Raw genomic sequence first — 23,317 nt, forward strand, 5'->3', positions numbered from 1 at the left:
TTGGTGTGTGGGTGGGGGGGAGGGGGGGGCCCGTGTGTGGGGGGGTGTGGTGTTGGCTCTTTCCCTCTTCTTTTCCCCCCCGCCGCCGTGACGGTGCCGCGCACGCTGCGCGCCGAGCGGCGCGACCTCGCCGCGGGCACGGGCGGACCCTGGCGCCGGACCGCGGAGCTCGCGGTGATCGGCGTGGCGGCGCTCGCGGCGGTGCTCCTGGCTCGCCGCGGTGTCGTCGGGGGTGCGGGCGACGGCGGTGTCGACCCGCTGGTGGCGGCGACCCCGCTGGTCGTGGCGGCCGCGGCCGCCCTGGTCGCCGTGCGCGTGATCCCGCTGCTGGCGCGCGGCCTCGAGCGGCTCCTGTCCCGGCGGCGCGACCTCGTGCCGTTCCTGGGGGCGGCGCGCGCCACCCGTGCCCCGGCCGGCGGTGTCGTGCCCGCGCTCGCGCTGGTGCTCGCGGTCTCCGTGGGGGCGTCGTCGGCCGTGCTGCTGTCGACCGTGGACGCCGGCGTGGCGCGCCAGGCGCACGTCGAGCTCGGGGCGGACCTGCGGGTCTCGGGACCCGCGCTGGGCGACGAGACCGTGACGACGTTGCGCGAGGTCGACGGCGTCGCGGCGGTGGCGACGGCGGCGCGCGTGCCCGAGATCGCCCACCTGAGGTCGCCCGACGGGAAGACCCGCTCGGTGCAGGTGGTCGCCGTGGACGCGGCGGACCTCGCCGCGGTGCAGGCCGGGGTGCCGGACGCCCCGCCGGCCGTCGCGGAGCTGGCGCAGCCCACCGCCGACGGCGCCCTGCCGGCCCTCGCGCTGCGAGTGCCGGACGTCGCGGCCGGCACCACGGGACTCGTCCTCGACCTGCAGGACGAGAGCGCCGACGTCGTGGTGGCGGGTGCGTCGGACCAGGTGCCCGGCGTGATCGACGCGCCGTCGACCCTCGTGCTCGACGCGGGCGTCCTCGCCGGCCCGCTCGACTACGCGACCGAGCCGCGCACGGCCCTGGTGGCGCTCGACGGCGGCGCGGACCCGGCGCAGGTCGCCGCGGCGCTGCGCGACGCGGTCCCGGGGGCCGCCGTCGACGACCGCACGACGGTCGCCGCGGAGCTGCTGGAGTCGCCGGCCGCCCGGGGGATCGCGACCGGCGCGCGGGTCTCCGTCGCCCTGGCAGGGGTGCTGGTCGCGCTCACCGTGGCCCTCACGCTGGTGCTGGCCGCCCCCGACCGGGAGCGCCTGCTCGCGGTGCTGCGCTCGATGGGGGCGCGGCGCTCGGAGTCGCGCGGGCTCGTCGCGTGGGAGGTGGCGCCGTGGGCCCTGGGCGCGCTCGTCGTGGGGGCGCTGGTCGGCGTCGCGGTGCCCGCCCTGCTGCGCGCCCGCGTGGACCTCACGGCGCTCACCGGGGGCGGGCCGCAGCCCGCGCTCACGGTCGACCCGGTGCTCGCGGTGGGGGGAGTGGTCGGCTTCGTGGCCACGGTGGTGGTCGGAGCCGTGCTCGCGTCGGTCGCGGGGCGCCGCGGCGCGACGCCGGAGCGGTTGCGGGAGGCGGCGGAATGAGGGAGGACGGCGGGATGTGCGTCGACGGTGACGACGGTGACGACGGCGACGACAGGGCTGTGACGGGACGGTGGTGACGAGATGGTGGTGACGCAGGAGGAGGCCAGGTGGCCGCGGGCCGAGGCCGCCCGCGGCGAGCCCGACGAGATCCGCTGCCGCGGGCTGGTGCGCATCTTCGCCACGGACGGCATCGAGGTGCAGGCGCTGCAGGGGCTGGACCTCGCCGTCGACCGCGGGGGCCTGGTGGCCCTGGTCGGGGCGTCGGGCTCGGGCAAGTCGACGCTGCTCAACATCCTGTCGGGCATGGACCTGCCGACGGCGGGCTCCGCGGTGGTCGCGGGCACGGACCTGCTGGCGATGACGCGGCGCGACCGCGTGCGCTACCAGCGCTCCACCGTCGGGTTCGTCTGGCAGCAGACCGGACGGAACCTGCTGCCGTACCTCACGGCGGCCGAGAACGTCCGGGTGCCGCTCGAGATCGCCCGCACCGGCTCCCGGGCCGCGCGGACGGCGCGCGTGGCCGAGCTGCTCGAGCTGCTCGACGTCGGGCACGTGGCCGACCGGCTGCCGGGCCAGATGTCGGGCGGGCAGCAGCAGCGGGTCGCGATCGCCGTCGCGGTGGCGGGCGCGCCGCGCGTGCTGCTGGCGGACGAGCCGACCGGGGAGCTGGACGAGGCGACGAGCGTCGAGGTGCTCGAGGCGCTGCGCGGGGTGAACGCCGCCACCGGCGTCACCACGCTGATCGTCACGCACGACACGACCGTCTCCGAGCACGTCGCGCGGACGGTGCAGATCCGCGACGGGCGCACGTCCACCGAGGTGCTGCGCCGCACGGAGGTGGACGAGGACGGCGCGCAGCGGCACGTCGCGGAGGAGTTCGCCGTGCTGGACCGCGTCGGGCGCCTGCAGCTGCCGCAGGACTTCGTCAGCGCCCTGGACCTGCGGGACAGGGTGCGCCTCGCCCTGGAGACCGACCATGTGGAGGTCCGGCCGGCCGGACGGCACGACCGGCAGCAACGGCACCAACGGCACGGACGGTCGGAGGAGGGGCGATGAGCGTCACGACGACCGTGCTGCGCGCGGAGGGTGTCTCGCGCGTCTACGGCAGCGGCGCGGGCGAGGTGCGGGCGCTGGAGGACGTGTCCGTCGAGGTGGGGGCCGGCGAGCTCGTGGTGGTGGTGGGGCCGTCCGGCTCGGGCAAGTCCACGCTGTTGCACCTGCTGGGCGGGCTCGACCGGCCGACGACGGGCACGGTGCACCTCGGCGCCGACCCCGCGGCGCAGGGCCCGGGTGCCGTGGAGCGCGAGCTGGGCGGCCTGGGCGAGGACGAGCTGCACGCGGTGCGCCGCACCGAGATCGGCTTCGTGTTCCAGTCGTTCGGGCTGATCCCGGTGCTGTCGGCCGCGGAGAACGTGGAGGTCCCCCTGCGTCTGGCGCGGGTCGACGCCGCCGAACGGGCGACGCGGGTCGCCGAGGCGCTCGAGGCGGTCGGCCTCGCGGACCACGCCGAGCAGCGTCCGTACGAACTCTCGGGCGGGCAGCAGCAGCGGGTCGGCGTGGCGCGGGCGCTGGTCGCCCGACCGCGGGTGCTGCTCGCCGACGAGCCGACGGGCCAGCTGGACTCGACGACGGCCGCGCGCGTCATGGCGCTGCTGCGCGACCTGGTGCACTCGCGCGGGGTGGCCGCCGTCGTGGCGACCCACGACCCGGAGCTGGTGGCCATGGCGGACCGGGTGCTCGTGGTCCGCGAGGGCCGGTTGGCGACGGTATGACGGTTTCCGGGGCCGGCCGCCGGTCGTGTCCCGGAGGTTGCGCCCAGATACCGGATTGGTCACGGTTCCGGGTGCAAAGGGGGCGAAGGGTATGTGCGGGCGCCGAACGGTGACTAGAGTCACCCGCGCACAGTGCAGTGCGCGGGCACACGCGCCTGCACCTCACCGAGGGGTGATCCCCGCCGGTGAGCGACTCAACTCAGGAGGACACGTGACACCTCGACGACGACTTGCAGGCATCGGGGCCTTCACCCTCGCCTCGGCCCTGCTGCTGTCCGCGTGCGGTGGCGGCTCGGGCGATGACACCGGGGAGGGCACGGGCGGCGGCTCGGGCGCCGGGATCATCACCGTGCAGAACGGCGAGCCGCAGAACCCGCTCATCCCCACGATGACGAACGAGACCAACGGCTCGCTGGCCATCTCGAACGTCTTCGCGGGCCTCGTCTACTACGACGCCGACGGCCAGACGCAGAACGACATGGCGGAGTCCATCGACTCCAAGGACAACCAGACGTGGACCATCACGATCAAGGACGGCTGGACGTTCACCGACGGCTCGAAGGTGACGGCGCAGAGCTACGTCGACGCCTGGAACTACGGTGCGTACGGGCCCAACGCCCAGAACCTCAGCTACTTCTTCGAGCCCATCGAGGGCTTCGCGGACGTGAACTTCGCCGAGGACCAGCTGAACGAGGACGGCAGCCCCAAGGAGGGTGAGAAGCCCGCCTCGGAGACGATGAGCGGCCTCAAGGTCGTCAGCGACACCGAGTTCACGGTCAAGCTCGCCCAGCCCGAGTCGGACTTCCCGATCCGCCTGGGGTACTCCGCGTTCATGCCGCTCCCGGAGGCGTTCTTCGACAACCCGGACGCCTTCGCCGACAAGCCGATCGGCAACGGCCCGTACCAGGTCGAGAACTGGGTGCACAACGAGGTCATCGAGCTGCGCCCGAACCCCGACTACCAGGGCGAGCGCAAGGCGCAGAACGACGGCGCCGACCTGGTCGCCTACACCGAGGAGGACACGGCGTACAACGACCTCCTCGGCGGTCAGCTCGACATCGTGAAGAACGTGCCGTCGTCGTCGTTCGCGACGTTCGAGGACGAGCTGGGCGACCGCGCAGTCAACCAGGCCGCGGCCGTCATCCAGGTCATCAACGTCCCGGAGTACGTCAAGGAGTTCGAGGGCGACGCGGGCCTGCTGCGCCGCCAGGCCATCTCCATGGCGATCGACCGTGACCAGATCACCGAGACGATCTACAACGGCACCCGCACCCCGGCGAAGGACTTCACGTCGCCGGTCATCGACGGCTGGTCCGACAAGGTCGAGGGCAACGAGGTGCTCGAGTACAACCCCGACGAGGCCAAGAAGCTCTGGGACCAGGCCGAGAGCGAGGACCCGGTCGGCGCCGACTTCACGCTGCAGATCGCCTCGAACGCCGACTCCGACCACCAGACCTGGGTGGACGCCGTCTGCAACAACGTCCGCAGCACGCTCGGCATCGGGTGCGAGTTCGACCCGTACGCCACCTTCGACGAGTTCCTCGACGCGCGTGACAACGAGCAGATCAAGGGCCTCTTCCGTGGCGGCTGGCAGGCCGACTACCCGGCGCTGAGCAACTTCCTCGGGCCGATCTACGGCACGGGCGCGGGCTCGAACGACATGGGCTACTCGAACAAGGAGTTCGACGCGAAGCTCAAGGAGGGCAACGGCGCGACCGACCCGGAGGCCGCGATCAAGGCCTACCAGGAGGCGCAGACCATCCTGTTCGGTGACATGCCTGGTATCCCGCTGTGGTACCAGAACGCCACCGGCGGCTTCGGCGAGGACGTCGAGAACGTCGTCTTCGGCTGGGACAGCGACCCGATCCTGTACCAGGTCACGAAGCAGGGCTGACGCCCGATTCGGTGCCGGCCGGCCGCGTCCGGTAGGTTCGCGGCCGGCCCGCCGATGTTCGGAGGGCAGGGTGTGCCGACGACGCACACCCTGCCCCCTATCCTTGTCCTGGCCACACCCGTCGTGGCCATCGTCCTGGCAACGAGGCCCGAAACTTGAACCCGTGGCCCTGGGAATCCCGGGGCGAACGAGGAGACAACACACATGCTCTGGTATCTCGGACGCAGGCTCCTACAGGTGATCCCTGTGTTCCTGGGGGCGACGCTCCTGCTCTACGCACTCGTGTTCCTGCGGCCCGGAGACCCCGTGGCCGGCCTGGGCGGGGAGCGCGGTCTCCCCGAGGCCGTGCAAGCCCAGATTCGCGAGCAGTACAACCTGAACGAACCGTTCATCGTGCAGTACCTGCTGTTCCTCAAGGGTGTCTTCACGCTCGACTTCGGCGTCGACTTCCGTGGTCAGGACATCATGGACGTCATCGGCGCGGCGCTTCCGGTCACGTTCCAGCTCGCGATCATGGCGCTCGTCATCGAGGGCGTCTTCGGCGTCCTCTTCGGGCTCTTCGCCGGGATGCGCAAGGGCGGCTGGTTCGACGGCACCGTCCTCGTGATCAGCCTGCTGGTCATCTCCGTGCCGACCTTCGTCATCGGCTTCGTGCTGCAGTTCGTCATGGGCGTGAAGCTCGGCTGGTTCCCCGTCACGGTCGGCAGGGACCCGAACTTCTACAGCCTCCTGCTACCGGCGATCGTGCTGGCAGCGACGTCGTTCGCCTACGTGATCCGCCTGACGCGCACGTCGGTCGCGGAGAACCTCAGCGCCGACTACGTCCGCACCGCGCGGGCCAAGGGTCTCCGTCGCTCGCAGGTCACCGGCCGCCACGTGCTGCGCAACTCGCTCATCCCCGTCGTCACGTTCCTGGGCGCCGACCTCGGCAACCTCATGGGCGGCGCGATCGTGACGGAGGGCATCTTCAACATCAACGGCGTCGGGGGGACGCTCTACCAGGCGATCATCCGAGGCGAGAACATCACCGTCGTCTCGCTCACGACCGTGCTGGTCATCGTCTACATCCTGGCGAACCTGCTCGTCGACCTCCTCTACGCCGCCCTCGACCCGAGGATCCGTTATGCCTGAGAACCGTTACGAGACCGTGCCCGGCGGGCGGCGACCGCGCCCCGGGCAGGAGCACTTCGCCGCCGAGGTCGACGAGGGCGGCCTGGGTGCCGTCGACGCGGTCAAGACGGACGAGGCCCCCTCCAGCCTGTGGCGCGACGCGTGGCGCGAGATGCGCCGGCGCCCGATGTTCTGGGTCGCCGCCGCGATCATCCTGCTCGTCATCACGGTGGCCGCCTTCCCGGGCTGGTTCACGTCCGTCCACCCGCGTTTCGACTGCGAGCTGGCCAAGTCGCTGGACGGCCCCGAGCCCGGGCACCCGTTCGGCTTCGACAAGCAGGGCTGCGACATCTACGCGCGCACCATCTACGGCGCCCGTGCGTCCGTGCTCGTGGGCGTCATGTCCACGGCGATGGTCGTGATCCTCGGCACCATCATGGGCGCCGTCGCCGGCTACTTCGCCGGCTGGTTCGACGTCATCCTGTCGCGCATCACCGACATCTTCTTCGCGATCCCGCTGGTGCTGGCCGCCATCGTCATCATGTCGATCACCACCAACCGGACCAGCTTCACCGTGGCCCTGGTGCTCGCGTCGTTCGGGTGGACGTCCATTGCCCGCATCACGCGCGGCACCGTGATGTCCGTGAAGAACAACGAGTTCGTCACCGCCGCCCGCTCGCTCGGCATGGGGCGCGGCAAGATCCTGCTGAGGCACGTGCTGCCCAACTCGGCGGCACCGATCATCGTGTACGCGACGGTCGCGCTGGGCACGTTCATCGTCGCCGAGGCCACGCTGAGCTTCCTCGGCATCGGTCTGCCGCCCAGCACCGTCTCGTGGGGCGGGGACATCTCGCAGGCCCAGCGGGCGATCCGCCAGGCGCCGGAGATCCTCTTCTACCCGGCCGCAGGCCTGGCGATCACGGTGCTCGGCTTCATCATGATGGGCGACGTCGTGCGCGACGCCCTCGACCCGAAGGCACGGAAGCGATGACGACACAGTTCCCAGTGACGAACGGCAACCAGCCCGTCGGTGAGGGAGACGGCCGCAGCTACGAGGCGGGGACCGACAAGCCCCTGCTCGAGATCCGCGACCTCCAGGTGTCGTTCACCACCTCCGAGGGCGTGGTGCACGCCGTCCGCGGCGCCGACATCACCGTGTACCCCGGACAGTCCGTCGCGATCGTCGGCGAGTCCGGGTCGGGCAAGTCGACCACCGCGCACGCCGTGATCGACCTGCTGCCCGGCACCGGCAAGGTGACCGGCGGCAGCATCAAGTTCGACGGCCGCGAGATCGTGGGCCTGCCCCGCACGGAGATCGAGGCGATGCGCGGCCGGGACATCGGCCTCGTCCCGCAGGACCCGATGTCCAACCTCAACCCCGTGTGGCGCATCGGCACCCAGATCGAGGAGGCCCTCAAGGCCAACGGCTTCGAGGGCGGCAAGCGGGAGCGCAAGGAGCGCGTCGCCGGCCTGCTCCAGGAGGCCGGCCTGCCCGACGCCGAGCGGCGGGCGCGCCAGTTCCCGCACGAGTTCTCGGGCGGCATGCGCCAGCGCTCGCTCATCGCGATCGGGCTGGCCTCGCGGCCGAAGCTCCTCATCGCGGACGAGCCGACGTCGGCCCTCGACGTCACGGTGCAGCGGCAGATCCTCGACCACCTCGAGGTGCTCACGCAGGAGCTCGGCACCGCCGTCCTGTTCATCACCCACGACCTGGGGCTGGCCGCCGAGCGCGCCGAGCACCTCGTGGTGATGTTCAAGGGCCGCGTCGTCGAGTCGGGCCCGGCCCGGCAGATCCTCGCGAACCCGCAGCATCCGTACACCCAGAGGCTGGTCGCCTCCGCGCCGTCGCTCGCGTCCCGCCGCATCCAGGTGGCGCACGAGCAGGGCGAGGAGTCGGAGGAGCTGCTGGCGCCGGACCTCGACGCGACCGTCCCGCTCCCGGCGGCGGGCAAGGCCGCGGAGCGGGACCTCGTCGTGGCGAAGAACCTCACGAAGGTCTTCACCATCCGCGGCGGCCGCCCCGGGGCGTCGACGGACTTCAAGGCCGTCGACGACGTGAGCTTCACGCTCAAGCGGGGCCACACGCTCGCGCTGGTGGGCGAGTCGGGCTCGGGCAAGTCCACGGCGGCGAACATGGTGCTGGGTCTGCTCGACCCGACCTCGGGCGTCGTCGAGTTCGACGGCGCGGACGTCGCGAAGTACTCGCCCAAGGAGGCCTTCGCGTTCCGCCGGCGCATCCAGCCGGTGTTCCAGAACCCGTACGGCTCGCTCGACCCGACGTTCTCCATCTTCCGGTCGATCGAGGAGCCCCTGGCCCTGCACAGGGTCGGCGGCAAGAAGGAGCGCGAGAAGCGGGTGCGGGAGCTGCTCGACATGGTGGCGCTGCCGCAGTCGGCGATGCGCCGCTTCCCGAACGAGCTCTCCGGCGGCCAGCGCCAGCGCATCGCCATCGCTCGGGCGCTCGCCCTGCGCCCCGAGGTCATCGTGCTCGACGAGGCCGTGTCGGCCCTCGACGTGCTCGTCCAGGCGCAGATCCTGGAGCTCCTCGGGAACCTGCAGGAGGAGCTGGGGCTGTCGTACCTGTTCATCACGCACGACCTCGCGGTCGTGCGGCAGATCGCCGACTCGGTGGTCGTGATGCAGAACGGCAAGGTCGTGGAACAGGCGACCACCGACGAGGTGTTCGACAACCCGCGCCAGCAGTACACGCGCGACCTGCTCGCCGCCATCCCCGGTGCGGGGCTGGAGGGCGCGGCGATCGCGGGCTGACGTCCCGACGCGGCCCGACGGGGGGGGGGAGGAGAGAAAGGGGGGGGGGGGGGGCCCGGCTCTTTTTTCGTTTTTTTGTTGTGGGGGAGAGGGGGCCGGGGGGGGACAAACAAAAGGCCTGGTCGTGCGTCGGCCCCCGTCCTGTCTCCGTTTGCCGATGGTCAGGCACGGCGTCAGGGTGAAGGGCATGGCAGGGGCACCGACGTTGGCCCGCGGGGTCTTCTATCCGGCAGCAGGCATCATTTTGGTGTTCGTGCTGGTCGCGGTGCTCTTCACCGACGCCACGGACGCCGTGCTGAGCACCCTGCAGGGCGAGGTGATCGGCGCGTTCGGCTGGTACTACGTGCTCCTGGTGGCCGCGTTCGTCATCTTCGCGATCTGGATGGGCCTCAGCCGCTTCGGGGACATCGTGCTGGGCCCGGACGACGAGTCGCCGGACTTCAAGCTTCCCGTGTGGTTCTCCATGCTGTTCGCCACGGGGATGGGGATCGGGCTCGTCTACTACGGGGTGTCCGAGCCGCTGTCCCACTTCGTCAGCCCCAAGCCGGGCGTCACCGGCGACGACGCCACGCTCGCGCAGGCGGCGATCTCCCAGACCTACGTGCACTGGGGCTTCCACGCGTGGGCGATCTACGTGGTGGCCGGGCTCGCGCTGGCGTACGCGATCCACCGCAAGGGTCGGCCGGTGTCCATCCGCTGGGCGCTCGAGCCCCTCCTGGGCGACCGCGTGAAGGGCTGGGCGGGCAACGTCATCGACGTCGTGGCGATCATCGGCACGGTGTTCGGGGTCGCCACGTCCCTGGGCCTGGGCGTGCTGCAGGTGGCCCACGGGCTGGGGTACCTCGACGTGGTGGAGCCGAGCACCGCCCTCGAGATCGGCCTGATCGCGGTGATCACGGCGATCGCGGCGATGTCGGTCGCGTCGGGGCTGTCCAAGGGCATCAAGTGGCTGTCGAACGGGAACATGGTCCTCGCGGGCATCGTGCTGGCCGTCGTGCTGGTGCTGGGCCCCACGCTGTTCATCCTGCGCAGCTGGGTGCAGTCGTTCGGGTACTACTTCGCGAACGTCATCCAGATGACCTTCGACACGCTGGCGTTCCGGGGGGACGAAGGGCTGGCCTGGGAGTCGAGCTGGACGATCTTCTACTGGGGCTGGTGGATCTCCTGGGCACCCTTCGTGGGTGTCTTCATCGCACGCATCTCGCGCGGACGCACCGTGCGCGAGTTCGTCCTCGGCACGCTCGCCGTCCCGATGGCCGTCGCGACGATCTGGTTCAGCGTCTTCGGGGGAGCGGGGCTCCACCAGGAGATGACGGAGCCCGGCAGCATGCTGGACCCCGCGACCGGCGGGGTGAACACCGACACCGCGATGTTCCAGCTCTTCGACACCCTGCCCGGGGCCGGGACGTGGCTCGCCGTCGCGGGCATCGTGCTGGTGGTGATCTTCTTCGTCACGTCGTCCGACTCCGGGTCGTTCGTCGTCGACATGCTCGCCCATGGCGGCAACCCCAACCCCCCGCTGTGGAGCCGCCTGTTCTGGGCGGGGCTGCAGGGGCTCGTCGCGATCGCCCTCCTGCTCGCGGGCGGGCTCCAGGCGCTGCAGACGGCGTCCATCCTCATCGCCCTGCCGTTCTCGCTGGTGCTCATCGGCATGGCGGTGTCGATCGTCAAGGAGCTCAGCGCGGAGCACCGGGAGATCGTGCGTGCCGAGCGACGCGCCGCCCGTGCGGCCCTGACCGAGCACGTCACGGAACGGGTCGCCACCACGCTCGCGGGACGGTGGGAGAACGTGCTGCCCTCCGCGCCCGGCGCGCTGCGGCTGCGTGCGCCGCGCCGTCGGGACGTCAAGGGCCCGCCCGGCGCCGCGCCCGAGAAGCCGCCGGAGACGGGCGGGGACGAGCAGCCTGGACCGGGCGGGTAAGATAGCGGCGGCCCGATTGACGGGTCGCCTCCCCACCCCAGGAAATGAGACCCGTAGATGTCTGTGCGCTCCGACCTGCGCAACGTGGCGATCGTCGCCCACGTCGACCACGGCAAGACGACCCTCGTGGACGCCATGCTGCGCCAGGCAGGCGCCTTCTCCGCCCACCAGCACGTGGACGACCGCGTCATGGACTCCGGTGACCTGGAGCGCGAGAAGGGCATCACCATCCTCGCGAAGAACACCGCGGTCCGGTACGCCGGTCCGTCGGCGGCCGAGGCGGGCGAGCCCGGTGGCATCACGATCAACGTGATCGACACCCCGGGGCACGCCGACTTCGGCGGCGAGGTCGAGCGCGGCCTGTCGATGGTGGACGGCGTCGTGCTGCTGGTCGACGCGTCCGAGGGCCCGCTGCCCCAGACCCGTTTCGTGCTGCGCAAGGCGCTCGCCGCGAAGCTGCCCGTGATCGTCGTCGTGAACAAGGTCGACCGTCCCGACGCGCGCATCACCGAGGTCGTGGGGGAGACCACGGACCTGCTGCTCGGCCTCGCGAGCGACCTGTCCGACGAGGTCCCCGACCTCGACCTGGACGCCATCCTCGACGTGCCCGTCGTGTACGCGTCGGCCAAGGCCGGCCGCGCGTCGATCGACCAGCCCGCCGACGGCGCGCTGCCGGCGAACGAGGACCTCGAGCCGCTGTTCGGCACGATCCTCGAGAAGATCCCGGCGCCGACCTTCGAGGCGGACATGCCGCTCCAGGCGCACGTGACCAACCTCGACGCGTCGCCGTTCCTCGGCCGCCTCGCGCTGCTGCGCATCTTCAACGGCACCCTGCGCAAGGGCCAGACGGTCGCGTGGGCCCGCCACGACGGCACCCTGTCGAGCGTGCGGATCACCGAGCTGCTCGAGACGAAGGCGCTCGACCGCGTGCCCACCGAGTCCGCCGGCCCCGGCGAGATCGTGGCCGTGGCGGGCATCGCCGACATCATGATCGGCGAGACCCTCACGGACGTCGACGACCCGCGCCCGCTGCCGCTCATCACGGTGGACGACCCGGCGATCTCGATGACCGTCGGCATCAACACCTCGCCCCTGGCCGGCAAGGGCGGCAAGGGCCACAAGGTCACCGCGCGCCAGGTCAAGGACCGCCTCGACTCCGAGCTCATCGGCAACGTGTCGCTCAAGGTGCTCCCCACCGAGCGCCCGGACGCGTGGGAGGTGCAGGGCCGCGGCGAGCTCGCCCTGGCGATCCTCGTCGAGCAGATGCGGCGCGAGGGCTTCGAGCTCACCGTCGGCAAGCCGCAGGTCGTCACGAAGCAGATCGACGGCAAGCGCCACGAGCCGATGGAGCGCATGACCATCGACGTGCCGGAGGAGTACCTCGGCGCCGTCACCCAGCTCCTCGCGCAGCGCAAGGGCCGCATGGAGACGATGAGCAACCACGGCACCGGCTGGGTGCGCATGGAGTTCATGGTCCCGGCGCGCGGCCTCATCGGCTTCCGCACGCAGTTCCTCACGGAGACGCGCGGCACCGGCATCGCCGCGTCGATCTCCGAGGGCTTCGAGCCGTGGCACGGCCCGATCGAGTCGCGCAACACCGGCTCCCTCGTGGCCGACCGGGCCGGCAAGGTGACGCCCTTCGCCATGATCAACCTGCAGGAGCGCGGCTCGTTCTTCGTCGACCCCACGCAGGAGGTCTACGAGGGCATGATCGTCGGCGAGAACTCCCGCAACGAGGACATGGACGTCAACATCACCAAGGAGAAGAAGCTGACGAACATGCGGTCCTCGACCGCCGACAACTTCGAGAACCTCATCCCGCCGCGCCACCTCACGCTCGAGGAGTCCCTCGAGTTCGCGCGCGAGGACGAGTGCGTCGAGGTGACGCCGGAGGTCGTGCGGATCCGCAAGGTCGAGCTCGACGCGACGGCGCGCGCCCGGGCGACGGCGCGGGCCAAGCGCGCCTGACCCTCCTCCGGGTGACCGGTCCCGCCGTGTCCGCCGCGCAGCCCGTCCCCGCCGTACCCGTGCGGGACGGCGGGCTGCTCGCGGTCCACGCGCACCCCGACGACGAGACGCTCGCGACCGGGGCGCTCCTCGCGTCGTGGGCCGCCGCGGGCCGGCCGGTCGCCGTGGTCACCTGCACGCGCGGCGAGCGCGGCGAGGTCATCGACACGCCGGCGCACCGCACGGGGCTGGCGCGCCTCGAGGGTGACGGCCCCGCCCTCGCCGCGCACCGGGAGACGGAGCTGGCCGCCGCCCTGGCCGCGCTGGGCGGCGCGTCGGGCGTCGTCGGGCACACGTTCCTCGACGCCGTCGACCTGTCCGACACCCGGCCCACCGGGGTGCGTCGGGCGTCCACCGAGCGGTTCGAGGACTCGGGCATGGCCTGGGTCGCGCCGGGCGTGGCCGGGCCGGCGGACGACGCGCCCGCGACGGCGTTCGCGCGCGTGCCGCTCGACGACGCCGCCGTGCGGCTGGCGGCGGTCGTGCGCGCCCGCCGCCCCGTCGTCGTCGCGACGTACGAGGAGCAGGGCGGCTACGGGCACCCGGACCACGTGCGCACGCACGACGTCGCGGTGCGGGCGCTCGCGCTCGCGGCCGACCCAGGAGCCCCCGTGCCTGGCGAGCCGTGGGCCGCCGAGCTGTGGCGCGCGGTGACGCCGTCCGCCGCGCTGCGGGCGGGCCGCCGGGCGCTGGCCGCCGCCCCCGCGGCGCGGGACCTCGCCGCCCGCACCGGGCTGACCTTTCCGGACCCCGACGAACCCCTGCCCCCGCTCGCGCGCCACGACGCGGAGCTGCGCGACGCCGGGCCGCACGACGTCGCACAGGTCGACGTCGCCGCGGTGCTCGACCGTGTGCTCGCCGCGATGCGCGCCCACGCCACCCAGGTGCAGCACGTCACCCCGGCACCGGCGGCGGAGGACCCCGGCGCCGGCCTGCTCGGCTGGTACGCCCTGAGCAACGACGTCCTCGCCCCGGTGCTGGCGCACGAGCTCTACCTCGTGTCTCCGCATCTGTCTCCGCATCTGTCTCCAGAGGCGTCGCGCGAGGTGCCCCGTGCTCCCGGTCGGACGTCGCGGCGCGCCGGTCGCCGGTAGGCTCGCGCCGATGACCACCCCCGAGCACGCGACGCCCACCTCGCCCCCCGCCCCGGCGGGCGCCGGCCGGTGGTGGCGGTCCGCCGCGCGCGCGGTCCTCGCCCTCGTGCTGGGCGCCGCCGTCGGGGTGCTCGGCACCGTCGCGCACCGCACCCAGTGGCACGACCTGCCCGTCGGCATCGTGCTGGCCCTCGCGATCACGCTGTCCACGGCGGTCCTGTGCCGCGCGTGGGCCGGGTGGGGCCCGCTGCTCGCGGCCGGCGCGGGCTGGGTCGTCGCGGTGCAGGTGCTCGCCGTCGCGGGCCCGGGTGGGGACGTGCTGGTGCCGGCGCAGCCCGTCGGTCTGGTGTGGACCTACGGAGGCCTCGCGATGTTCCTCGTGGCGGCCTTCCTGCCCGGGTCGTGGTTCTCCGACCGGCGAGGCTGAGGCACGGTCCCCGTGACCGTCTGTGAGCGTCCGGTGCGCGCCGCCCGGCCGGGCGTGACGAACCTGTGCGAACCGGCGTCCGATTTGGCACTTTCACCCGGACTTGCACCGGGCCGGGCTGCGGCGCCCGAGTAGGATCCCCCAGGCGGGTCCGCCCCGCGTCACCTGTCCCCCCGGGGCGTCGCCCCGCACCCCACCCTGACGGAGCATGCATGGGTCACCCGACCGAGCGCGAGCCGGACCCCGCCGGGTCCGCACCCGCCGAGCCTGCGCGCCCCGAGTCCGAGCCTCAGGTCGAGCCTCAGGTCGAGCCCGGGGCTGGTGCGCCCACGGCGCCGGGCAGGTCCGAGCCGCCGCAGGCCCCGGGGCAGCCCGTCGCCGCGCCGGCTGCCGGGCCGACCGCCGAGGCGCCTGCTCCCGAGCCGCCGGACGCCGACGAGCCGGACACCCCGTACCAGCCGCGGGTGCGGCTGTACGAGCAGCGGGTCATCGCCACGGTGCCCGCGCCGTCGTCGGGACCGCCCACCCAGGCGCTGCCGGCGGTGGCGGCGTCGGTCCCGCCCGCCCCCCAGGGAGCGCCGTCCGGTGATCCGGCTGCCGCGGCCCTCGGCGGCGTCCCCGCCGGGCCGGCGACGCCGCCGCCGGCGGACCCCGGCTCACCGCTCGACGGCCTGGCCGGAGACGGCGCGCCGAGCCGCGCGCCGAAGGTCGCGCTGTGGGCCGGCGTCGGGCTCGTGGTCCTCGCGGGCCTCTACGCGGGCGCGCAGTGGGCCGTCGCGGGGACGGTGCCGAAGGGCACCAGCGTGGCCGGGGTCGAGATCGGCGGGATGGACGCCGGGCCCGCGGTCGCCGCGCTCGACGACGGCCTCGGCGAGCGTGCCGAGGAGCCGATCGACGTCCGGGCGGGCGAGGCGTCGAGCACGATCGACCCGGCCGCCGCCGGCCTGGCGTTCGACGCGCAGGCGACCGTCGACGGGCTCACGGGCTTCTCCCTCAGCCCCGCGCACCTGTGGGAGCACCTCGTCGGCGGCGACGCCGTACCGCCCGTCGTCGACGTCTCCCGACCCACCCTCACCGAGGCGGTCTCCGGCCTGGAGGAGTCCCTGAAGGTCGAGCCCGTGGACGGCACGGTCGGCTTCAAGGGCGCCAAGGCCACCGCCACGGACGCGGTCGAGGGGTCGAGCGTGCTGGTCGACGACGCCGTGGCCGCCGTCGCGGACGCCTGGCTCGTCACGTCGGGCCCGGTCGACCTCCCGACCGAGGTCGTCGAGCCCGCGGTGACGCAGGCGGAGACGGACGCCGCTCTGGAGCAGGCGCAGCAGGTGGTGAGCGGCCCCGTCACGGTCGACGTCGGGGAGCAGTCCGCGGAGCTGGCGCCGAAGGCGCTCGCCGGCGCGACGTCGTTCAAGAACACCGACGGCGAGCTGAAGGCCCGGTTCGACGGCAAGAAGCTGGTCTCCGACGTCGTGGACGACACGGACGACCTGCTCACCGAGCCGGACGACGCGCACTTCGTGTTCTCCGGCGGCAAGCCGGTCGTCGAGGGCGGGGAGCAGGGCACGACGCTCGACCCGGACGACACCGCGTCCGCGGTCGGCAAGGCCGCCCTCTCGGACGACCGGAAGACCCAGCTGAAGCTGGTCGAGCGGGAGCCGGAGCGCACCAAGGAGGCCCTCGAGGACATGGGGGTCAAGGAGGTCGTCTCGTCGTTCTCGACCCCGCTGACGAGCGAGCCGATCCGCACGCGCAACCTCGAGCGCGGTGCCCAGATCATCACCGGCACCCTCGTGGCGCCGGGCGAGACGTTCTCGCTGCTCGACACCCTGTCGCCCATCGACGAGTCGAACGGCTTCGTCGCGGCGGGCGTCGTGAGCAACGGCGTGCACACCGACGCCGTGGGCGGTGGGCTGTCCCAGATGGCCACGACCACGTACAACGCCGGGTTCCTCGCCGGCTACGACGACGCGGGCCACCAGCCGCACAGCTACTGGTTCAGCCGGTACCCGGCCGGGCGCGAGGCGACCATCTACGTGGGCGCCATCGACATGGAGTTCACCAACGACACCCCGTACGGCGCCGTCATGCAGTCGTGGGTCTCGGGCGGCGAGCTGCACGTGCAGATCTGGTCGACCAAGTACTACGAGGTGAAGAAGCAGGCGGGCGACAAGCGCAACGTGGTCCCGGCCACCGCGGTGCACAAGTCGGGCGCGGGCTGCGAGCCCTACCCGGGCGGCAACGACGGGTTCACGATCACGAACTACCGGCAGGTGTTCCACGACGGCAAGCAGGTCAAGGACGAGTCGAAGACCTGGACCTACAAGCCGGACAACCCCGTCGTGTGCGACCAGCCGAAGGCCGACCGCGACGACGACCGCCAGCCCAAGGACGACGGCGAGGACGACGCCGGCGACGACGGGAAGGCCAAGGAGGACTGATGCTCGGACGCTCGGAACGCGAGTCCCCGGCGCACGCCGCACAGGCGGCGCACGACGCGGGCTGGTCGGGGGTCGCCCCCGGGTCGGCGGTGGCCACGGCCGTGCCGGACGAGTCGATCGAGCTGCTGGACCTCGGCACGACGTCGGACACGCTGGCCACGGTGGCCACGATCGACGACCTGGCGGCGGTCGTGCACCTGGGGCACCCGGAGCAACCGTCGCCGGGGCTGGAGGAGGCGCTGCTCGCCGGTGAGCCGTCGCTCATCGTCACGGCGGCCGTCGCCGTGGCGCCGCAGTGGGTGTGGGTGGCTCCGGCAGGCGCGACGGGCGGCCAGGTGGTCATCGACGAGGCGGGGATGCGCGACTGCCAGGACCTGCTGCGCGGCATGGGCGTGAGCCCGCGGCTGGTGCCGACCCGCACGTCGGTGGACGAGCGGGTCGCGCTGGCGGGGCCCGCCGGGTCGCTCGTCGTGGAGCGGCCCCGGGTGCCCGCGGGCTGGGTCGAGGTGCCCGGCAGCGAGCGGCTCGCCGGCCGGATGCCGGTCTGGTACGGGCTCCTGGAGGCGCGGGCGCAGTGGCCGCGGTTCGACGTCCCCGCCCAGGTGTGGCTCGCCGTCGGGCCGTCGGACGACCACCGGGGGTCCCTGCAGGACACGCTGGCCGTCCTGTCGGCGGCGGGCGTCGACCTCCAGCACCTGCGCAGCCACCCGTCGGCCCACGGGCCGCACGTCTTCTTCACGTCGTTCCGCTGCGCGAGCGTCGACGTGCTCGACGGGCTCGTCGCCGAGCTCGACGCTCGTGGCGTCGCCCACCGCACGCTGGCCGTGCTGCCGGGCGAGGGCTTCGTGCCCGGCCCCGTGCCGCTGGCGCCGCGGTGGGCCGCGGGCGCCCGGGCCGCGGAGTGAGGAGCGGCGGACGATGATCGCGTACCTCGGGCCGGAGGGCACGTTCACCCACGAGGCGGTCCGGCGCTGGGTCGGTGCACGGGCGGGTGGCGGCGACGCCGCGCAGCAGCCGCTGGCCACCGTCCGGGAGGTGCACGACGCCGTCGCGTCGGGCGCCGCGGACCGGGGGGTGGTGGCGATCGAGAGCTCCGTCGAGGGGTACGTCGTGCCGTCCCTGGACGCGCTGGTGGGCAGCCCCGACGTGGTCGCGGTGGACGAGGTCGTGCTGGACGTCTCCTTCGACGCGTTCGTGCGACCCGGGCATGCCGACCCGTCGGGCCTGCGCGAGGCGACGGCGCACCCGCACGGCCTGGCGCAGTGCACGCGGTTCGTCGCGGAGCGGGGCCTGCTGCCCGTGCCGGCGTCGTCGAACGCGGCGGCGTGCCGGGACCTCGCCGACCACCAGGTCGCGTTCGGCCCCCGGCTGTGCGGCGAGCTCTACGGGCTGGAGACCCTCGCGACGGGGGTGGAGGACTTCGCCGGCGCGCGCACGCGGTTCGTCGTGCTGTGCCGCCGGGACGACGCGACGGCCGCCTGGGCGCCGGCCCGCGCGGCGGGGCACGGCGCCGCCCCCGAGGCGTGGCGCACCATGGTCGCCGTGACCCCGGTGGTCACCGGACCGGGCGTGCTGGCGCGCGTCACGGCGGAGTTCGCGGAGCGCGGCGTGAACATGTCGAGCCTGGTGGAGCGGCCGCTGAAGGTCCGCGAGCGCCAGTACGTGTTCGTCGTGACGCTCGACGGCGCCCCCTGGGAACCGCAGGTCCGCGACCTCTTCGCCGCCCTGCTCGGCGCGGGCGACTCGCTCAAGGTGCTCGGCGCGTTCCCCGTGGCGCCCGGCGGACCGGCGCTCGACGGCGTGCTGCCCGACCACGTGCCGACGGGCAGCGTGCTGGGCGCGGACGACGACGCCACGGTCGCGAGGGGCCTGCTGTGGTGACCGGCGAGGGAGCCGGCCGGATCGGGGTCGTCGGCCTCGGTCTGGTCGGCGGGTCGCTCGCGCGGCTGCTCGCCGCGCGCGGCGCGGTCGTCGTCGCGACCGACGTCGACGCCGGCACGCGCGCCGACGCGCGCGCCGTCGGGCTGCGCGTCGCCGACGACCTGGCGGGCCTGTGCGCCGCGGACCCGGAGGTCGTCGTGCTCGCCGTCCCGCTGCGCGCCGTGCGCGCCACGGCCGCGGAGCTCGCGCCGCTGCTCGCCGGCGGCGACGCGACCGTGACCGACGTGGGCTCGGTCAAGGGTCCGGTGCGTGCGGCGGTCGTCGCCGCGGGGCTGGGCGACCGGTACGTCGGGGCCCACCCGATGGCCGGCACCGAGCACAGCGGCTTCGGCGCGTCCGACGCCGCCCTGCTCGACGCGGCGCCCTGGGCCGTGACCGTGGCCGAGCCGGGGGCCGCCGCGCCCGACGAGCCCCGGCGCCTCGCGCAGGTGCTGCGCCTGGTGACGGGCCCGCTGGCCGGCACCGCCGCGGTGGTCACCGACGACCGGCACGACGAGGCGGCCGCGCTGGTGAGCCATGTACCGCACGTGCTGGCCACCCAGCTCCTCAACGCCGTGGCGGGCGCGCCCGTGCGCGACCTCGCGCTGGGCCTCGCCGCCGGCAGCTTCCGCGACGGCACCCGGGTGGCGCTCACCGACCCGGCCCGCACGGAGGCGATGGTCACGGAGAACGCCGCGTGGGTGGCGCCCGCGCTGCGCAAGGTGGTGCGCGACCTCGAGGTCGTGATCGGCGCGCTGGAGACCAACGGCGCCCTGCACGAGGTCTTCCACGCCGCCGACGACGTCCGTGAGCTCCGCGCGGGGGGCCGTCCCCGCCCGGCCGGGCCGGAGGAGGGGCTGCCGGTCGGCGACGGGTGGACGGCCGGCGTGGTCGACGCCCTGGTGGCGCGCTGCACGGCGGGTGCCGTCGTCGTGGGGGTCGACGACGGCACGGTCCGGGTGCGCGCGCCGCGCTGAGCGGCGCCGGGCCGTGGTCTCAGGCTTCGGCGGGCCGCCCGCGCCGCGGCCGTCGCGGCGGGACCGGCTTCACGGCCTCGACGTCGGCGGCGGCGACGGCGACCTCCGGCAGGCCGGGGGAGCGGTCGGGCCGCACGCGCAGGCCGGCGGGCCCGGCCGCCGTGAGAATCCCCACGACGTCCGCCCACCGGGCCCCGCTCTCGGCGGCCTCCGCGGGCGTCAGCCGGCGCCGCACGACGACGCGGGTCCCCGCGGGCAGCTCGCGCCACGCGGGCAGCGGCTCGGGGGACGGGACAGCAGGTGGGACGGCTGACGGCGAAGGCACCACGTCAGCGATACTAGAGTTGGCTGCGCGGGCGCTGCGCCCGCGCCCGGTCAGCACCGGAGAAGCACCAACGACGAATCATCGAGACCCGCAGCCCGCCCGCCGGACCGCGCCCTCGTCACCTGGAAGGTAGCCCGCAGTGACCTACGTGATCGCTCAGCCGTGCGTCGACGTCAAGGACAAGGCGTGCATCGAGGAGTGTCCCGTGGACTGCATCTACGAGGGCTCGCGCTCCCTGTACATCCACCCGGACGAGTGCGTGGACTGCGGCGCCTGCGAGCCGGTGTGCCCGGTGGAGGCCATCTACTACGAGGACGACGTCCCCGAGCAGTGGAAGGACTACTACCGGGCCAACGTCGAGTTCTTCGACGACCTCGGCTCTCCGGGCGGCGCCGCGAAGATGGGGCTCATCGAGAAGGACGACCCCATGATCGCCGGCCTGCCGCCCCAGGCCTGATGGGGTTCGCCGACCTCGGCGGACTGCCCTACCCCTGGGACACGCTCGACGACGTGCGGGCGACCGCCCGTGCCCACCCCGGCGGCGTCGTGGACCTGTCGATCGGCACGCCCGTCGACCCGACGCCGCAGGTCGTCCGTGACGCGCTCGCCGCGGCGTCGGACGCCCACGGCTACCCGCTGACGCACGGCACGCCCGCGCTCCGGGAGGCCGTGACGGGCTGGTTCGCGCGCCGCCGCGGCGTGCCGGGGCTCGATCCGGCGGCCGTGCTGCCCTCGGTCGGCTCCAAGGAGCTCGTCGGCCTGCTGCCCTCGCTGCTGCACCTGGGCCCGGGCGACGTCGTCGTGCACCCGGCGGTCGCGTACCCGACCTACGACGTCGGGGCGCGGCTGGCGGGAGCGACGCCGCTGGCCACGGACGACGTCGACGCCTGGGCGGGGCGCAGCGACGTGCGCCTGGTGTGGGTGAACTCGCCCGGCAATCCGACCGGCGAGGTCGCCGACGTCGCGCACCTGCGCCGCGTCGTCGAGGCGGCGCGGGAGATCGGCGCCGTCGTCGTGGGCGACGAGTGCTACGCCGAGCTGCCGTGGGCCGACGCCTGGGTCGGCGACGACGGCGTCTCGCGGGTGCCGAGCCTGCTCGACCCCCGCGTGACCGGGGACAGCCCCGAGGGGCTGCTCGTCGCCTACTCGCTGTCGAAGCAGTCCAACGTGGCCGGGTACCGCGCCGCGTTCGTGGCAGGCGACCCCGCCCTGGTGTCCGGTCTCCTGGCCACCCGCAAGCACCTCGGCATGATCGTGCCCGCACCGGTCCAGGCGGCGATGACCGCCGCGCTGGGCGACGACGCGCACGTCGCGGCCCAGCGCGAGGTCTACCGCCGACGCCGCGACGTGCTGCTCGGCGCGCTCGGGGCGGCGGGCTTCGTCGTGGACGGCTCGGAGGCGGGTCTCTACCTGTGGGCCCGCCCGGCCGAGGGGACGCCGCTCGCAGGTGCCACGTCGCGCGACCTCGCGGCGTGGTTCGCCGACCGGGGCATCCTGGTCGGGCCGGGGGAGTTCTACGGCGACGCGGGGCGGCGGCACGTCCGCGTCGCGCTCACGGCGCCGGACGGCTCCGTGGCCGAGGCTGTGGCGCGCATCACAGATCTGTGACCCGGTGGATGGCTGCGGCTGGGTGAGGGATTGGAACACCTTGGTGTTGGGGGGTAGGTTCGACCGCAGGCCGAGGTAGCCCTGGAGGATGCCACGGCCGGCGTGCCCCGGGCCGCCCCCGTCCCTGAGTCACGAGTCACGCGCCCACCGGTCCCGTCGTCGGGAGTCGGCAGGCCCGTCACGGAAGGAAGACATGACGTCCACCACGCCTGCCGCAGGCACCACGGGCGACTCCGCCTCGGTCGAGCTCGTCGTCGACGGTACCGCTCGACAGCTGCCCGTCGTCCCTGCCACGGAGGGCAACGACGGCATCGTCGTGTCGTCCCTGCTGAAGGACACCGGGCTCGTCACGGTCGACCCCGGGTTCACGAACACCGCGTCGTGCCAGTCGGAGATCACGTACATCGACGGCGACCAGGGCATCCTGCGCTACCGCGGGTACCCCATCGAGCAGCTCGCCGACTCGTCCACCTTCCTCGAGGTGGCCTACCTGCTGATCCACGGCGCGCTGCCCTCGCCGGCCGAGCTGTCGGCGTTCGAGGAGCGGGTCAACCGGCACACCCTGGTGCCCGAGGGGTTCCGCGCCTTCCTGTCGTCGTTCCCGCGCGGCGGCCACCCGATGTCGATCCTGGCGTCGGCGGTCAACGCGCTCGCGACGTACTACCCCGAGTCGCTGGACCCGCACGACCCGGAGGCGGTCGAGCTCGCCACCGTGCTGATCCTCGCCAAGATCCGCACCATCACCTCGTACCTGCACCGCGCCACGCGCGACGAGCCGCTGATGTACCCGGACTACGCCCGCGGCTACGTCGACGACTTCCTGCGCATGACGTTCTCGCGGCCCTACGAGCAGTGGGAGTCCGACCCGGTGCTCGTGTCCGCCATGGACAAGCTCCTCATCCTGCACGCGGACCACGAGCAGAACTGCTCCACGTCCACCGTGCGCATCGTCGGCTCGTCGAACGCGACGCTGTACGCGTCGGTCGCCGCCGGGATCAACGCGCTGTCCGGCCCGTCGCACGGCGGCGCCAACGAGGCCGTCCTCACGATGCTCGAGAGCATCCGCAGCGGCGACGACTCCGTCGAGACCTTTATGAAGAAGGTCAAGAACAAGGAGGCCGGCGTCCGGCTCATGGGCTTCGGCCACCGCGTCTACAAGAGCTACGACCCGCGCGCCGCGATCGTGAAGAAGCACGCGGACGCCGTGCTCGGCCAGCTCGGCGCCAAGGACGAGCTCCTCGACATCGCCCGGGGGCTCGAGGAGATCGCGCTGTCCGACGACTACTTCGTCCAGCGCAAGCTCTACCCGAACGTCGACTTCTACACCGGGCTGATCTATAAGGCCATGGGCTTCTCCCCGGCCATGTTCACGCCGCTGTTCGCTCTGGGCCGCATGCCCGGCTGGATCGCCCAGTGGCGCGAGATGATGAACGACCCGCAGACCAAGATCGGCCGTCCGCGGCAGGTCTACACCGGTCCCACCGAGCGCGATTACGTGCCGCTCGAGCAGCGCTGAGGC

Annotated in this window: 19 protein-coding genes; 18 read left to right on the plus strand and 1 reads right to left on the minus strand. The window is 73.3% G+C overall.

The genetic code is table 11. The features are described from left to right. Positions 1-87: 87 nt before the first annotated feature. The 15 genes from ACFVS0_RS06035 (at position 88) to ACFVS0_RS06105 (ending at position 19,865) form a co-directional block, all read left to right on the plus strand. Entirely contained in the window at positions 88-1,539 is a 1,452-nt protein-coding gene (locus ACFVS0_RS06035; protein ID WP_430587451.1) for an FtsX-like permease family protein, read from the plus strand. A gap of 81 nt (positions 1,540-1,620) precedes the next feature. Beyond that, entirely contained in the window at positions 1,621-2,595 is a 975-nt protein-coding gene (locus ACFVS0_RS06040; protein WP_430587452.1) for an ABC transporter ATP-binding protein, read from the plus strand. After that, positions 2,592-3,311, plus strand: a complete 720-nt coding sequence (locus tag ACFVS0_RS06045; RefSeq protein WP_430549651.1) for an ABC transporter ATP-binding protein — start codon at positions 2,592-2,594, stop codon at positions 3,309-3,311. The genes ACFVS0_RS06040 and ACFVS0_RS06045 overlap by 4 nt, the downstream gene beginning before the upstream one ends. Positions 3,312-3,522: 211 nt before the next feature. Then, positions 3,523-5,205, plus strand: a complete 1,683-nt coding sequence (locus ACFVS0_RS06050; RefSeq protein WP_430563875.1) for an ABC transporter substrate-binding protein — start codon at positions 3,523-3,525, stop codon at positions 5,203-5,205. Between the two features lie 204 nt (positions 5,206-5,409). Beyond that, positions 5,410-6,336 carry an ABC transporter permease gene (locus ACFVS0_RS06055; protein WP_430545073.1) on the plus strand — a complete coding sequence of 309 codons (927 nt, stop codon included), beginning with the start codon at positions 5,410-5,412 and terminating at the stop codon, positions 6,334-6,336. Continuing rightward, complete coding sequence (locus tag ACFVS0_RS06060; protein WP_430549653.1) at positions 6,329-7,306, plus strand: ABC transporter permease; 978 nt, start codon at positions 6,329-6,331, stop codon at positions 7,304-7,306. The genes ACFVS0_RS06055 and ACFVS0_RS06060 overlap by 8 nt, the downstream gene beginning before the upstream one ends. Next, a complete protein-coding gene (locus tag ACFVS0_RS06065) occupies positions 7,303-9,084 on the plus strand; it encodes a dipeptide ABC transporter ATP-binding protein (protein WP_430563876.1) in 1,782 nt (593 codons plus the stop codon). Before ACFVS0_RS06060 ends, ACFVS0_RS06065 begins: the two co-directional genes overlap by 4 nt. 187 nt (positions 9,085-9,271) lie before the next feature. After that, positions 9,272-11,005 carry a BCCT family transporter gene (locus ACFVS0_RS06070; protein ID WP_430585032.1) on the plus strand — a complete coding sequence of 578 codons (1,734 nt, stop codon included), beginning with the start codon at positions 9,272-9,274 and terminating at the stop codon, positions 11,003-11,005. A 57-nt stretch (positions 11,006-11,062) separates the two neighbouring features. Then, positions 11,063-12,973, plus strand: a complete 1,911-nt coding sequence (gene typA, locus ACFVS0_RS06075; protein WP_430549656.1) for a translational GTPase TypA — start codon at positions 11,063-11,065, stop codon at positions 12,971-12,973. Between the two features lie 11 nt (positions 12,974-12,984). Then, positions 12,985-14,106: a PIG-L family deacetylase gene (locus tag ACFVS0_RS06080; protein ID WP_430587453.1), complete on the plus strand. Its 1,122-nt coding sequence runs from the start codon at positions 12,985-12,987 to the stop codon at positions 14,104-14,106. A 10-nt stretch (positions 14,107-14,116) separates the two neighbouring features. Then, complete coding sequence (locus ACFVS0_RS06085) at positions 14,117-14,533, plus strand: DUF6113 family protein (protein ID WP_430549658.1); 417 nt, start codon at positions 14,117-14,119, stop codon at positions 14,531-14,533. 212 nt (positions 14,534-14,745) lie between these two features. Continuing rightward, a complete protein-coding gene (locus ACFVS0_RS06090; RefSeq protein WP_430587454.1) occupies positions 14,746-16,968 on the plus strand; it encodes a VanW family protein in 2,223 nt (740 codons plus the stop codon). Next, positions 16,968-17,873: a hypothetical protein gene (locus ACFVS0_RS06095; RefSeq protein WP_430549660.1), complete on the plus strand. Its 906-nt coding sequence runs from the start codon at positions 16,968-16,970 to the stop codon at positions 17,871-17,873. Before ACFVS0_RS06090 ends, ACFVS0_RS06095 begins: the two co-directional genes overlap by 1 nt. Positions 17,874-17,886: 13 nt before the next feature. Beyond that, positions 17,887-18,849, plus strand: a complete 963-nt coding sequence (locus ACFVS0_RS06100) for a prephenate dehydratase (RefSeq protein WP_430587455.1) — start codon at positions 17,887-17,889, stop codon at positions 18,847-18,849. Continuing rightward, complete coding sequence (locus ACFVS0_RS06105; RefSeq protein WP_430587456.1) at positions 18,846-19,865, plus strand: prephenate dehydrogenase; 1,020 nt, start codon at positions 18,846-18,848, stop codon at positions 19,863-19,865. Before ACFVS0_RS06100 ends, ACFVS0_RS06105 begins: the two co-directional genes overlap by 4 nt. A gap of 19 nt (positions 19,866-19,884) precedes the next feature. On the opposite strand, the gene ACFVS0_RS06110 is transcribed toward ACFVS0_RS06105, so the two are convergent. Then, positions 19,885-20,190, minus strand: coding sequence for a hypothetical protein (locus ACFVS0_RS06110; RefSeq protein ID WP_430585039.1), 306 nt, complete (start codon positions 20,188-20,190; stop codon positions 19,885-19,887). A gap of 139 nt (positions 20,191-20,329) precedes the next feature. Between ACFVS0_RS06110 and fdxA the strand changes: the two genes are divergently transcribed. From fdxA to ACFVS0_RS06125, 3 genes are all read left to right on the plus strand, one after another. Continuing rightward, a complete protein-coding gene (gene fdxA / locus ACFVS0_RS06115; protein ID WP_429762524.1) occupies positions 20,330-20,647 on the plus strand; it encodes a ferredoxin in 318 nt (105 codons plus the stop codon). Further along, the gene (gene dapC, locus ACFVS0_RS06120; RefSeq protein ID WP_430587457.1) at positions 20,647-21,798 is read left to right on the plus strand and encodes a succinyldiaminopimelate transaminase; all 1,152 of its coding nucleotides are present in this window, start codon (positions 20,647-20,649) and stop codon (positions 21,796-21,798) included. Before fdxA ends, dapC begins: the two co-directional genes overlap by 1 nt. 193 nt (positions 21,799-21,991) lie before the next feature. After that, positions 21,992-23,314: a citrate synthase gene (locus ACFVS0_RS06125; protein ID WP_430549665.1), complete on the plus strand. Its 1,323-nt coding sequence runs from the start codon at positions 21,992-21,994 to the stop codon at positions 23,312-23,314. Positions 23,315-23,317 lie beyond the last annotated feature (3 nt).

It is taken from the genome of Isoptericola sp. NPDC058082, from assembly GCF_042885055.1.
GTDB lineage: Bacteria > Actinomycetota > Actinomycetes > Actinomycetales > Cellulomonadaceae > Isoptericola.